The 15,209-nt window shown below is 50.7% G+C and carries 4 protein-coding genes; 3 read left to right on the forward strand and 1 reads right to left on the reverse strand.

What is annotated here, in order from left to right; all coding sequences use genetic code 11:
- Positions 1–650: 650 nt before the first annotated feature.
- A complete protein-coding gene (locus tag LDO37_RS11630) occupies positions 651–1,397 on the reverse strand; it encodes a 4'-phosphopantetheinyl transferase family protein (RefSeq protein WP_158217698.1) in 747 nt (248 codons plus the stop codon).
- A gap of 380 nt (positions 1,398–1,777) precedes the next feature.
- Here LDO37_RS11630 and LDO37_RS11635 point away from each other — a divergent pair, with 380 nt between their 5' ends.
- Genes LDO37_RS11635 through LDO37_RS11645 form a run of 3 tightly spaced genes read left to right on the forward strand, consistent with a single transcriptional unit; the run spans position 1,778 to position 15,206 of the window.
- Positions 1,778–3,454 carry a non-ribosomal peptide synthetase gene (locus LDO37_RS11635; RefSeq protein ID WP_004746586.1) on the forward strand — a complete coding sequence of 559 codons (1,677 nt, stop codon included), beginning with the start codon at positions 1,778–1,780 and terminating at the stop codon, positions 3,452–3,454.
- Positions 3,455–3,514: 60 nt separating this feature from the next.
- Positions 3,515–9,064 (forward strand): type I polyketide synthase, encoded by a 5,550-nt coding sequence (locus tag LDO37_RS11640; RefSeq protein ID WP_126610342.1) that lies wholly within the window; start codon positions 3,515–3,517, stop codon positions 9,062–9,064.
- A complete protein-coding gene (locus LDO37_RS11645; RefSeq protein ID WP_126610343.1) occupies positions 9,051–15,206 on the forward strand; it encodes a non-ribosomal peptide synthetase in 6,156 nt (2,051 codons plus the stop codon). The genes LDO37_RS11640 and LDO37_RS11645 overlap by 14 nt, the downstream gene beginning before the upstream one ends.
- The last annotated feature ends 3 nt before the right edge of the window (positions 15,207–15,209 follow it).

Here is a 15,209-nt window from a genome sequence, read left to right on the forward strand (position 1 = left end):
CATGAAAGCCAGCAGAATCACTGCTGGCTTAATAACCTAAAATGCATTTTCAAAGTTCTTATTTTTGCACTAAGAATACGTCAGATATTGATAGCGAACGTACTTTGATTTGAAAAAGTTTAGATAGCAAAAAGCCGCTTATAAAAAGCGGCTTTTTTAATGGTGATGTTTGCAATATAAGTTAGCATAATCATCTACCACATTTCAGCCAGTTAGAGTCTACTTTGCAACATTAGTTAGCATAAAATTGCAGCAATAGATTTCAAATTCTTCACGTTATAAGAAAGCAGTGTTGTTACTTTACTACAGTTCATTTCTAACTCACTTTTGGACATTTATTGGTTAGATGAGAGACCTAGTTTATTCCTTTGTGATAACTTTTATTAATCAAAAGATGCCACAATCTGGTTTTACATTGGACAAGTTATGCATAGGTATTCAAACCGTAAGGTTAAACTTTGCATTTGTAAGTACTTATAGCAACCGTCAGCTAGAAATTAAGCTTGTTCTAGCACAAGCTTAATTTCTTCTGCATTCGGTGTGTACTGCCAACAGCGCAGCAGTCAGCGTGCTAGGCTGCACATATGATATCGATGATAAACCCCAGGCAATATATAGATATTGAAAATAATGTGTTAACGCTAAAGCTACTATCTACGAGAAGAACTTAAGATAACAGTTGTCACCGTTGACGCCTGTAAAAAACACTCGCATCGAAATAAGTTTTGTCCTAAGCAGTGCCGTGCAAGAGACGGCTCAAGCGCCAGAACGAGTGTTTGGTCGGTCCTATCAAACTCGACGACACAGGCGCTTTCAAACCCAAAATACCGACCTATTAAAGGAAACGTCGCTTTGAACAAGCTCTCTTTGGCCGAAAAAATCAGCGAGGTTGCTTCCTCACGCTTCAACCCTTGCTCGATCAAAAGCATCAATTCACGCCCCTGACAGATTTGCGACTCTATCTCAGCTGCCGTAACCGCATCTAGCCAATGTTCGACATCGATACCGACAAAAGGGTGAACCGCCTGCTCTGCAACCAGCGCCACAGCACGAGCGCCAGTATGGGATATGGCCCCAGTCATGTCTTGTGGCCACAGTGGCTCTCGATGAGAACCAATCAAGACCTTCTGCTCAACCACTGACAAGACCGACATACTTAAACTGGCCATGTACCTTCCAGCAATAAACTCTGCCTGGCGCTTTGCTACGCTTCGTTGTACGGATAGGGGGATAGTAATATTGAGCGTCGCCGCTAATTCAGGGTCGCATTCAGGGAGAGCAAAATGACATTGAGACAACACCGCCCGCCCACTCTGAGCGATATAGCGTTCAATGTGCGAGATTCCCGCTTTCGGCGCGGGTACAGAATCCAAACAGTTCAGAAAATCACGATACATAGCTCACCAATTCGAACATAAAAGCCCGACCATACTGCTCAATACGATGGCCATCAAGCCATGTTTTTTCATGGATGAGACAAATAGTTAACCCCTCGTCCAAAATGAGATCTATATCAAACCAGTTGATATGCAACATTGACGATTTTGTTATGGGCATGGATGATGCGCGAGCACTGTTCGGGAGGAGAATAACCTCAATAATTATTAATAATTTCAATAATATAAAAATCGCAAACAGCGAGTCCTAAGATTCGCCTCCCAACACTATAGCGCACGTGCCGGATACATTAATTACCGATAATTAACTTCAATCAACGTCGTCAGCTCAGATAACTTAAGGAATTGATGATGAATAAAACCAGTAGCTAGGATCTAACATGTCATCAGTGATCAACAGATTTAACCAAATCGTCGCCGCTCAGCCCAATAAGGTAGCGCTGAACAGTGAACAGGAACAATTGACCTACCAACAACTGAATCATCGTGCCACCTTGGTTGCTCAGTCGTTGGTAAGTCAAGGGCTCTCCGGCCAGCTTGTTGTGCTCCACTTTCCATCTTCCATTGAATTGGTTGTCTCGATATTGGGTGTACTGAAGGCAGGCGGCACCTATGTCTGCTTAGACACTGCCTATCCTCAACAGCGTAAGCAATATATTCTTGATAAATCACAATCTCGCGCTGTCATTACCCGCCAACCCCTCGATCTGGCAGTCGACTTGACTCTCGACTATTCATTACTGCTCCTTGAGCCTCTTCACACAGTGCCAGCGCACATTGACCCTAGCCCGATCATGAACGTGATTTTCACTTCCGGTTCGACAGGTGAGCCCAAAGGCGTCAAACTCAGCCACACCAATATCTTGAGCTTTATCGATACCCACAGTGATATCGTTGCGACTGACTGTATGCCACAGTTATCATCGATCGCCTTCGATGCCTTTCAGTTTGAACTCTGGGTCATGTTGCTCAATGGAGGCACCCTGTGCTTGTTGCCAGAAAAAACGCTGCTCAATGCCCCGGCACTCAAACAAGCGATTGAACGGCATCAAATCACAATGGCCTTTGTCACAACGGCACTTGTCAATCTCGGGGTCTTGAATCACTTCATCCACCAACCGACGATCCGTCGACTTTACTTTGGTGGTGAGGAATTGAAGTCGAATGCGATCAAACATGACTTTCCTGACTATGACTTTGAGTTGGTACACTGCTATGGGCCATCTGAAACCTCAGTGTGGAACGTGTCTTATCATTGCCAGCAATGGGAAGCTACTCTCCCATTAGGCAATCCACTATCAAACAGTACCCTTTTGCTCGTCGACCAGCATGGCCAGGCAATCACAACCCCAAATCAGATCGGGGAAATCTACATTGGCGGCCCCTGCGTCTCGGAAGGCTATCTACACGATGACCCCCTTACTCAGCAAAGCTTTAAGGTGATTGACGGGACTCGCTATTTCAAAACCGCGGATATGGCGATGTGGAACGCTGACGCACAATTGGTCTACTCTCACCGGATTGGCAATACGGTCAAGCACAATGGCTACCGCGTTAATCTCAACGAAATTGATCGCGCTATCCAATCTTGTGACAATCAAGTGCAGTCTGTCACCACACAATTGAACGGTGAGTTAGCGACGTTTTATTGCCAAACCCAGCTCGATGAACTCGCGATACGACACCGTTTAAACGCTATCCTTCCTGCGTACATGTGCCCAACTCACATCGTGAAAGTGGCGCAGTTTCCTCTCACTCCGCATGGCAAGATTGACGTCCCGGCACTGCATCATCATCTCAATGAACGTCAGTGTTACACACAATCCAGTGAGGACAGCGCTGATCTTATCCTTACCATCTGGCGCAAGCTACTCGGTAACCCTGCGATAGATTTGGACGACAGGTACTTTGAATGTGGCGGAAATTCGGTGCTGCTGCTGAAGCTGCAGCGCGAGCTGAATAAGCAATTCAGCCTCAAAGTAAAGGTGAGTGACCTCTTCGCCCACACGACCGTCTCTGAACAAGCCGAATTGATCGATAGCCTGATTGAACAGTAATTACATGCGCTGTAGGTCAAAGGCCTGCAGCGCCCATCTACTACGACAACTTTTATAATTATGATTTCAAATACTAACAACGTCACCGATGTCGCAATTGTCGGCATTTCTTGCGCTTTTCCTGGGGCTGAGGACAAAGATCATTACTGGCAATTGCTGGTGAATCATCACATCGCCACCGATCTGCCGAGCGGCGCGGTCAACGCAGACCGAGTCGCAGCAGAAGGGATACTGGATCGCCCTTACCATTTTGACGCGGCTTACTTCAATATGTCGCCTCGCGATGCCAAATTAATGGATCCGCAACATCGAAAACTGCTAGAACACAGCGTTCTGGCACTGGCCGATGCCAATGTGGTTGAACACCAGGCCAACAATCGTATTGGGTCTTTCCTCAGTGTGGGCGCCAATCAGTATTACACCCATTGCCTGGCCAACTCTCCCTATCAGAAAGACAATCACTTGCAATACTCACTGGCCTTAGGCAACAGCCATCATTGTGTCGCAACCCAAATCGCCTACCAACTCAATCTACAGGGCCCCGCCTATACCATTTCTACCGCGTGCTCATCATCGTCAGTGGCGGTCCATCAGGCTTGTCAAAGCCTTATAGCCGGAGAAAGTGATCTCGCTTTAGCGGGCGGAGCCAGCATCAATACTCCGCATGGGCAAGGGTCTGAGTACATGGAAGGCAGCGTGCTGTCGAAGCAAGGTCGCTGTCTGCCTTTCTCCGCTGACAGTGACGGAACCGTGCCTGCCAGCGGTGTCGGCGTGGTGGTCTTAAAGCGCTTGTCTGATGCCCTACGCGATAATGACCCCATTTACGCACTGATCAAAGGAGGAGCCACCAATAATGACGGTACGCGCAAGGTGGGTTACACCGCGCCAAGTATCGACGGTCAGGTCGAAGTGATTGAACGCGCCCTGTCATCCAGTGGGTTAACCCCCTCTGACATCGCGTTTATCGAATGTCATGGAACGGCAACGACTCTCGGTGACCCGATTGAACTCGAAGCCTTGGCCAGTCGTTATCCGTCAGCCACACCAGATACGCAGTACGCATTAGGTAGTGTCAAATGGAATATTGGCCATACCGACACCGCCGCAGGTGTTGCAGGATTAATCAAAGTGGCTCTGTCCCTGAAACACAATCTGATGCTCGGTTCGCCATACCTCGAAGCCTACAACCCAGAACTCCACATGGACGAGAAACCCTTCTATGTCCCGACAGCTAACGCGCCGTACCCAGTTCACCAACAAAGCGCAGCCGTCAGTTCATTTGGCATGGGGGGCACCAACTGTCACCTGATCCTGTCAGCCTCACCAGACACACGCCAACCCCAGTCCCCACTTCAGTCTGAGCGCTATATCGTGCCAATGAGCAGCCGTCACAACAATACACTGACCACCCAGGAACAGCAGCTGGCTGACTGGCTCGAACGCCATCCTGAGGCGGCGCTCGCCGATATTACAGGCACCCAAAGACAGTGTCGTCTCGACGAACCATACCGTCGCTATCATGTCGCCGATTCCGTGGCACAACTGATCCAGTCATTGAGAACGCCACGGCGGGAGATCGTACACGCAATCTCCCACCCTGAGTCGGTTCTGGTGGTGGAAGGTCAGGGCAGCGCTATTCAAGGAGCGGCACTGAATAGGTACGAACACTGCACGCGCTTTCGCGAACTCTTTGATCAGTGCATCGCGTTATTTGAGCGCGAGCCGGGTATGCCAGCGGATCTCAAACGCGTCGCATTGGATCCTGACTATGATCCCGATCTGCAGTCTCGGATGACCCTATACGCCCAACCGATCCTGTTTTCCATCCAATACGCTCTGGCTCAGACTCTGAAACAACAAGGGGTTTCGTTCCAGTCTTACATTGGCCACAGCCTTGGCGAGTGGATAGCTGCTGCGATTGCAGGACTTTGGTCACTGGAGGACGCGGTGCGTTTAATTGCCTGCCGCGCGTCTCATATCCAAGCGTGTGACGAGGGAGCAATGATCGCGATCTTTGCCGGTGAAGCCCGTGCCCGTCAGTATTTATCAGGCACGCTGACCATTGCTGCGTGCAATGGCGAACACATGACGGTCATAGCCGGTGAAACCCAAGCCGTCCATCAATTAGCAGCCACGCTGCACAAAGACGCGATTCGCTGCAAAATCCTCCAGACCAATAAAGCCTTTCACAACCCGATGCTTTCCCGCGCCGTGGCTCCGTTGCGGGAAGTACTGACTTCGATCACCTATCATTCAGTGAAAGGTCACCTCTACTCGAACTTAAAGGGGAAAAAAGTCGCCTTTCGCCGCGTCGCCAACCCAGAATACTGGATTGAGCAACTGCTTCAGCCCGTCCAGATGACCGGCATCTTACGCGCGTTAAATACATCGCGCTGTGTATTGACCGATATTGGCGTCAGCACTTCGATGAGCAATATGTTCATCGCGTACAAAGCGGAACTGTCGACTGTGCTGCTCCAGGTGCCCGACCAACTCGACGCCCCTGCTTTAACCGATTTCCTTGGCCAATTCTGGTCTCTTGGCGGGAATATAGCCTGGGCTTCCCTCCCACCTTTGACATGGCAGAAGTGCAACCTGCCAGGGCCTGGCTTTAACCAGACTGAGTTTTATCAGCCCCCCCCCCCCGTGTCGTCAGGCACTGGACTTAAACGCGCAGTGGACCAATGGTTTTATCAAGACAGTTGGCTATGCCATCCTAGGCCAACGCACTCTGCAGACTCCATGTCTCCTGTCGCACACTACTCAGGTTGGTACCAACGTGAAGGCCAGCTGATCTATCGTGGCTTTCACCCCAGAGAGAGCATCACTCCGTCGCAGTTATCTGCCTTTCTTGAGCAACTGGAACGCTTGACGGCCGATGACAGTAAGACTTGCTATATCCTCGTGCAAGTAACCCATCCAACGATGAGTCACGAGTTGTCCGAGTGTTACCAACGCGCACTCAGCAGTTTAACGACGGTCATTGCGCAAGAAGCACCACACCTCACCGTGCGTCTCATCGGTCATCACCCCGACGACGAGCGGATCCTCACCACCGATCTAGACGCTTTCACCCAACATGCATCATCGGTTTATGTCGACGAACAGTATGTCTGGCACAAGACGTTGGTTCCCGTTCAGGCCAGTTCCGAACCGTACGTCTGGCAACACAACGGCTATGTGATGATCACCGGAGGGTTGGGCAAAATAGGCTTAAGCTGGGCCCAGTACCTTATCGAACACACTCAGCTAGAGGTCGTACTCACCGGACGTAAGCCTGGCTCGCAGGTCGTCACCTTACTCTCTGATCTGCCTCAAGCACTGACGAGCCAACTAGAGAACCGTCAGGCACTCTCAGCGCTGCTCGACTCATCTCGCGTCCATTATGCCAGTGTTGACGTCGCAGACGGGCCCGCTCTTATGAGCAAAGTGGACGAGCTCAATGATCAGCTTGGACCGCTGCGTGGTGTTATTCACTGTGCTGCCTACACCGCACTGGAGGGCCTCAAACCTGTGTTCTCCAGCCCCACGTCAATGATCGCTCAACACTATCAGGCCAAAGTCGACGGAACTCTGGCTCTGGCGTCGCTGTGTGATAAGCATCAGCCAGACTTTTGCCTGTTAATGTCCTCAATTTCCACCCAATTAGGCGGCTTTAATCTTGGTGTTTATGCCTACGCCAACCAGTTTATGAACGACTTTGCATTCACTCGCTCGCACCAATCAACGCGTTGGATGAGTATCTCCTGGGATGGTTGGGATCTTCAGAATGACCCAACACTATCGCCGGACATCAAAGCATTAGCCATCAATCATCAGGACTGTGATAACGCGTTCTCCTGGGTGTTCGATCATCTTTCTCTATCACATTGCGTCGCCTCAACCCATGATATTTATCCTCGCCTCTCAGAATGGGTAACTCATGCAGTGGCTAACCGCGACGACACAACTAAAGCACTATCGAGGGAAACGATCGAGCGCAAGGTCACCGAGATTTTTTGCCACCTGCTTGGTGTCGACCACATTGACCCCAATCGCAATTTCTTTGATATGGGCGGAGAGTCGATTGTCTTCTCTACGCTTGTCGCCGAAATCCGCTCTCAACTCTCAATGACGCTGCCGCTTCATGCCTTTATGAATGAGCCGACCTTAAGTCACACCATTGACCTGTTGGCCGCTTCGTCCTCCGTCAGCCGAGATCGCGGCGCCGTGGTAAACACTCTGACCTCTCTGTTTGAGGAGCTCTTAGACAGCACTGATGTGACAGGCTCTAGCCATTTCTTCGAGTGCGGCGGGGATTCATTGGTCTTCACCCAGTTGGCAAAACGCGTTAAACAAACCCTCGACTTTAATGTTTCTCTCAGTGAGTTCATTGACGCTCCGACCATAGATCATCTGGCGGACTTGATCTGTGGGCGTCACCACGAGTCCGAATCCGAGCAATACGATGACTTAGGCCTTCGCGCCGATCTGTGGCCAGTGTCGGCTCCAGCCGAGACCGACGAACGCGTCTTTCTGGTGACAGGAGCCACGGGCCTACTCGGCATTAACTTAGTCGCCCAACTGTTACACCGACATGATGTTGCTCACGTGGTGGCGTTAGTCCGAGCAAAAGATAACGCTCACGCGATACAACGTATGCTCGCTCAGTTGGAGCGCTTTGCCCCTGACACCGACACAACAAAACTGCGCGTAGTGTGCGGTAACGTCGCGGAACCAAAGTTAGGATTGGAGCCTTCCTGCTACGAGCAACTCAGTCAGGAAATCACCGATGTGTTGCACAACGCCGCTCATGTCAACCACATCCTCGACTATGCGACACTCAAAGCCAGCAACACCTTAAGCATGCTCTCCGTCCTTGAGCTCGCCGCCCAGTGTCGCCAGAAACACATTCACTTTGTGTCGACCCTAGCCTGTGTGTCAGAGCTCAACCGTCACAACCACTATGTCGAGTCGTTGCCAACTCGGGCAATCCAACCCGCTAAGCACCTTAATGGGTACGCGCGCTCCAAATGGGCAACGGAAGTCTTGCTAGAGCAAGCGGTGGCGCGCGGCTTTTCAGTCAATGTCGTCCGTCCTTCAAGCCTTGTTGGCCATTCGTTACATGGGACTTTCAATGCCGACAACGATCATATCTGGCTGTATGTGAAAGGCTGTCTGCAGCTCGGCTGCTACCCCGTCATCGACAATGAAATTAACATCACTCCGGTCGATTTCATGTCACAACTGATTGTTACCATCTGTCTGACCAATCAAAACAAGGTCTACAACTTGCCCACCCCTTACGTGGCCCAAATGAATGACCTGTTTAGCCACCTGGCAACGCGAGGATACCAAATAGAGGGTGTCTCTCTGGCTGAATGGCGGCAACAAGCGACCCGCAATGCCGATCACAATAACGCCTTGTACCCAATCCTGTCCTATTACCTCAGCGACACTTCGGATGACGATGTCATTGCTCCAGATTATGGCAATGTCGTCGTCGATAACACGCACGCGTTATTGCAGGCTGAAGGGCTCAACTTCCCGCAACCTGAGCAATTTATCCAGCACTTAATCGAATACTTAGAACTCGTTAATTTCTTTGGGGACCACCATGTACAGTCGTGACAGGCATCTTATTCATCACCAGTTCGCTGACGTCGTTCAACGCCATTACCACGATATCGCCATCGCAGATCACCATCAGCAACTCAGCTATGGCGAGTTGGATGCCGCCGCCAACCAGGTCGCCAATGCGATCCTCAAGCATCACCCTCATGGTTCTGCTCCTGTGGTGGTTTCTATGCACCGCAGCGTTGCTGCGGTGGTAAGCATGCTAGCGATCCTAAAAACAGGGCGCCCCTATCTGCCAGTGGACGATAGTTTCTCTGAGTCACAACTGACGTTTATCGCTCAGGATAGCCACGCGACCTGTATCATCAGTGATCGCCCACTCAACCAAACCACTGTGCCTGTCTATATTTATGACGATTTACGCCACCACAACACGGCAACCGCACCCGAAATTGAGCCCGTCTCGGCACCGCTGGCTTATATCATGTATACGTCCGGGTCAACGGGGCGACCGAAAGGGGTGGAAATCGAGCACACGGGCGTACTTCGTCTGGTCAGCAATAGTGACCACATCACGTGTCAGACTCAGGATGTCATCGCCCACTGTTCGTCGATTGGCTTTGATGCATCGACACTTGAGATTTGGCTGCCCTTGCTTAATGGCGCGCAAATCTATGTGATAGCGAAACAAGATGTGCTCGATTTTGAACAGTTCGAGCACCAAATCAACATCGGTAATGTCAGTACCCTGTGGTTGACAGTGGCGCTGTTTAACACCCTTGTCACGCGCCATCCACAAGCGTTATCGACACTAAAGACGCTAATGATTGGCGGCGACGCGCTCAATCTTGAGCTGGTGCGCAAGTTTCTCCGCAGCGACCACTGTCAGCTAGACACCTTCCTCAATGGCTATGGCCCGACCGAAAACACGACCTTCACCACCACCTTCGATATTTTCGGGCTCAACGATAGTCACACCAGTGTGCCTATCGGCCGCGCTATCACGGGGACAGAAGTGGACATCATCGATGACCAGAACCAACCCGTCATCGGCGAGCGGGTTGGCGAATTGATCACCCGTGGACTGGGCTTAGCGCGAGGCTACACCTGCCCGCATGAAACAGAACGTAAATTTTTTATTTATAACGGCGAACGACACTACCGCACCGGGGATCTGGTGCGCAGACTACCGTGTGGAAACTTAGAATTCGTCAGCCGCAAGGATCACGAAGTCAAAATCCGTGGTCTGCGCGTCAACCTCACTCAGGTCGAAGAGGCCTTTCATCAGCAGGCGGTGGTTCAGCAGTGCTATGTACGCTGTGATAAGACGACACTGAATGAAAGATTAGTCGCCTACATCGAAGTCGCAGACAACAGCATCGAGCAAGAGCGTCAGTTACGCCAAAACGTTGCCGAAGTCCTCCCCGCCTACATGATCCCTGAGCGACTTGTCTTATTGAGCGCGATCCCTCTGACACGAAACGGTAAACTTGATATTGAGGCTATTGAAGACCAAATCCGTCAATGCGCTTCTTACCGTTCAACCCCACCAGCGCCAACAGGTACCGTTGGTGAGAAGGTGCACGCCTTGTATCAGAGTGTGCTCGACACCCATGACTCAGACATCCCGACCACACGCAGTTTCTTTGAGCTAGGCGGTAACTCATTACAGATCTACCAATTGCTCAACGCGTTGAACGAAGAGTTCAATATCAAACTGACCGTCAAACAGGTTTTGGACAACCCTAGTATTCAAGCCCTTTCGGCGCAGATTGAGAGACTAGACGTCCACCGCTCCGCGACTTCGCCAACTTCATTTGCCCTAGAGAAAACATGGCCGATTTCCCCCGCTCAGCGCCGTCTCTGGTACGTTGAACAGTTGCGCCCATTAGACAATGTCATCGCCTTGGGCTATGCCCTGAGCGGTGACATCGATCATCAGCGTTTCAAATCAGCCTGCCAGCATACCGTCAGTCAGCACGGCATCTTTAATTGTCGGTTTGTCGAGAGCAACGGTGAAGTTCAATTGGAACCGGTTCAGCATGCACTGGATTTTCAGGCCCTGAGTCACTCAGACTGGCGGACCACGTTCGAGCAAGAAGTCGCCACGCCATTCGATCTGCACCAAGCGCCGATGCTGCGTGTGCGTTTATTGACCACTGGCCCCGGCCAGCACATCTTACTGCTGTTCTCGAACCATCTAATTTTAGATGGTTGGTCGGTCCAACTGCTGCTCCAGGCCATCAGTGATCATTATGATTGTCTGCATAAGGGTTACCCCCTCAGTGACACCGTTCAGCACGACTATCAAGCGTATTGTCTAACCATGGCTAACCAGCGCTGTCCGTCCGCGCTGGAAGCCGATCTGGCTTTTTGGCGCCAGCACCTGTTTGATTGTCGCTTACCAGACGTGCTGCCCAAAGCCGCCCGACCTTTGCCACAGGCGGACGCGCAGTCGTCTTCTATTCCGCCACATCGTGTCTCACTCCCAAGCGAGCTGAGTGAAAAGTTAATCACTCAGGCTAAAGAAGAAAAAATTAGCCTGTTCAGTCTGTTAACCCATCACTTTGGGCAAGCCCTGTGTCAGTTTTCTGCGTTGGAAGAGGTGGTTTTAGCCATTCCCACCGCCAATCGAGAAGGCTTTGCTGACACCATAGGTATGTTCGTCAATACCATTCCTTTTCGCTACCAGCGTGACAGCGATGCCCTCTCCGCCCACCAGACATTACAGCACTGTCTGAGTCATGCCGGAGCCTATCTTGATGAAATCCAACAGCATCTGAACCTGCAACAGCCCTCAATCAATCTGGATCGCTTACAAGTTGGGATTGCCCTGCAAAACACCGGGCACGACCGAGGGTTAACACTCGCTCACTGTGACAGTCAGTTTTTCCCTTTGCCGACCGTCAGTGCGCGTTTCGATCTGTTTGCGCATTGCTTTGTCGTCAATCGGCACATCGAGATCGAATTTGAGTTTAACCCACACCTGCTTTACCCAGAATATGTAGGCAGCATCTGCACCCTCTTCACTCAAAGGCTTATCAAATCAGTCAACCTCAAAGTGAATCAACCTCATTCGCTTGGCGAACACGCACCTAAAAAGGGGCCTGCTTATCGTCCTGAGCCGGTATTGGAAAGGCTGGAGAATGTCTGGGCATCCCTTGACCAACAAATTGCTGTCGTGACCCATGAGACCCACTACCACTATCGTCAGTTGAGTGAAGACGTACAGCAGTTGAGATTGGCCTTAACTCACGCTGGCATCACCAACGGGCAGCGTGTCGGCGTTCAGCTTGAGCTTAGCTATGAGTATATTGTGACCATCTTCGCTCTACTGCTAAACGGCTGTTCGTTTGTTCCGCTTGATCGTCGTTACCCTCAGAAAAGGCTTCAATTCATCATTGATGATGCGAGGTTACGTGGCAGCATAGGGCTTAGTTCAACAGGGCAGTCAGACGTGCTCTTGATGACAATAGGTGCAAGCCCTCTCCACTTCACCAACTACAGCTCAGCGCCATCCAGCGCCAGCGAAAACGAAGCCTGCTTGCTGTATACCTCAGGCTCAACGGGGACGCCAAAAGGCGTCGAGATCTGTCTTGAGTCAATCTTGCGACTCACCCAAGCGCCGAATTTTCTTCAGTTGTCGCAACAGACGCGTTTTCTTGTCGCCTCATCTCCGGCGTTTGATGCCTCACTGCTGGAAATATTTGTCCCTTTGGTCAATGGGCTGAGTTGTGCGGTCGTTGATAAAGAAACCTTGCTCGACTACCCTAAACTATCTCGTCAGTTGGCGCTTCAAGGCATCAACACGGCTTGGCTAACGGTCTCGCTGTTCAACGATATTGCCACTACTCGTCCGCAAACCTTGAGACATCTAACGGGACTGTTGATTGGGGGGGATGCGCTTAACCTCAATACGGTACGAGCATTCCTCGCCAGTCCCCATTGCCATCTTACTCAGTTCGTCAATGGCTATGGCCCTACCGAGACGACCACCTTTGCAACCTGGTTTGATATCCTGTCACTACGCGATCATCATCACAGCGTCCCAATCGGGCAGCCCATCAATGATACACACGTCTATCTAATCGGGGCTGAGCTTGATGCCAGTCAATGCGGTCAGGTAGGCGAAATCGCCATTGGGGCCCCCTGGCTCAAGCCCAATTACCATAATCGACCGGAACTCAATCAGGAAAAGTATCGCCTCAATCCGTTCTACTCGCTGGACGGTTGTCGCTATTTGTATCTGAGTGGCGATCTGGCTCGGTACAACCCGCAAGGTGACATCGAATATATAGGTCGACGCGATCAATTGGTCAAAATCCGTGGCCATCGTGTTGAATTGTCTGGCATCAACCACGTTCTGTTGGCTCACCCTCTGGTCAAAAATGCCCACGTTGGTGTGGTTGAAACACCGGATAAACACATTGTTGCGTATCTGGTCCCCAACGACACTGACGTCAATGTCGCTGATATGCGCAGTACCGTGATGAGCTACCTGCGCAACACGCTTGAACCCTTTCAAGTGCCATCTGGACTGGTTTTTGTCGAGCACCTGCCTCTGACCGTCAACGGTAAGGTGGACCAACGGGCCCTCAGCCAATATGAATTCGATACGAATGAAGCGTCGATTCTCCCCCGCAATGATCTGGAAGCCCAGATCCACCGTTGTTGGACTGAGTTTATTCATGATGACCAGTTCTGTGTCACCGCACGCTTTTTTGATATTGGCGGCCATTCACTATTGGTACCTAAAGTACTGCATCGATTGAGTGCCCTGACCGGACATAACATTGGTTTTGTCGACTTTTTGCGTCATCAAACCGTGGCTGAACTGGCGTTATGGCTAAGTGAGAACTCAGCGCTGACACAAGAGGAGCATGGATCATCGCTTGCACTGATTCACTCTCAAAGGACAATGTATCCTGTGACCCCAGCACAACTAAACCTGTATTTTTCGCACGAGTTCGCCGTTCACAAAGCCTTGTACAACATTCCACAAGCTCGGTTGTTCGATAAGCCGCTGCACGCTCTGCCATTACAACAGGCGCTAAACACCCTGATGCGTCATAGCCGTGTGTTAAATGCCGTGTTTACCTTCGATCAGCAAGATAACCTGCATATGACTGTGCAGGAACCACAGGAGATGGAGCTCACTGTCCATCCTGTTGAGACGTTAGGCGACGCAATCGCACTGTGCCAAACCCTGGCTGAAACCCCCTTTGATCTTCAGCTCGGTCCTCTGATCCGTTTCGACCTTATGTCCATCGCCGAAACACAACAGTCTGTTGTCTTTATCAACATCCACCACATCATCGCCGATGACGCGAGCATGCAGTTTATGTTCAAGGCGTTGATTGATGCCTACCACCAACAGGATATTCACCCATCACCGTACGACTTCTTGGATTATAGCGACGCTGTTACGACAGCGACCCCATCCGAACACGACGAATCACTCAAGGCATTTTGGACCAAGCAGTTTGAAGGCTACGAAGGTATCCTTAAATTCACCTCTAACGACCGCAGTGATCTACCCAGTAATCTCGGCTTTCGCCAACAATTTGATATAACGCCCGCGGTGTTATGTCAGCTCACACAACTGGCCAATGCAGCGCAGGGCACCCTATTTGAAACCGCATTCGCCCTATATCAAACCGCGGCAGCGCGGGTGGCAGAACGCGCTGATATCGTCATCGGCTTCCCGTACTCGCCTAGGGTGGATGTCGGTTTGTTCGACACTATCGGCTATTTTGTCGATGTGATCCCGACTCGCGTGTCAATTTCACAGACCAACACCGACGTTAACGACCTCCGCGAGCGAATTAACACTAATCGTGCGTTTCTGGCGCATCGACCTGTTAATCAAACAATCTCATATGTTTCCGGTATACGTCGATGCTACAATTACGCGCCTCTGGTCCAGAACGTATTCGCATTTCATGGTCAGGACAGCGCCCCATTACCAACAGGGCAGTCGTTAGAGCTCGACAACCGTTACTGCCGATTCGATACCGTATTTACGGTTTTCATCAACAATGGCCGCGGCTCTGTCGTCGTGGAATGTGCTCAGGACCTATATTCTTACTCCATGCTACAACGTTTATTCACCGCGTTTGTCGACATGATACAAGGGGTAAGTTCGACAATCAGTGAACCATTACTCACGCAACAATCGTTGGTTATTCAAGAATAAATA

The organism is Vibrio penaeicida (assembly GCF_019977755.1).
Lineage (GTDB): Bacteria > Pseudomonadota > Gammaproteobacteria > Enterobacterales > Vibrionaceae > Vibrio > Vibrio penaeicida.

What these genes read in the sequence shown, in the direction of transcription:
- LDO37_RS11645 (WP_126610343.1), top strand. Translation starts at nt 9,051, where the DNA reads ATGTACAGTCGTGACAGGCATCTTATTCATCACCAGTTCGCTGACGTC.
- LDO37_RS11630 (WP_158217698.1), bottom strand. Translation starts at nt 1,397, where the DNA reads ATGTATCGTGATTTTCTGAACTGTTTGGATTCTGTACCCGCGCCGAAA.
- LDO37_RS11640 (WP_126610342.1), top strand. Translation starts at nt 3,515, where the DNA reads ATGATTTCAAATACTAACAACGTCACCGATGTCGCAATTGTCGGCATT.
- LDO37_RS11635 (WP_004746586.1), top strand. Translation starts at nt 1,778, where the DNA reads ATGTCATCAGTGATCAACAGATTTAACCAAATCGTCGCCGCTCAGCCC.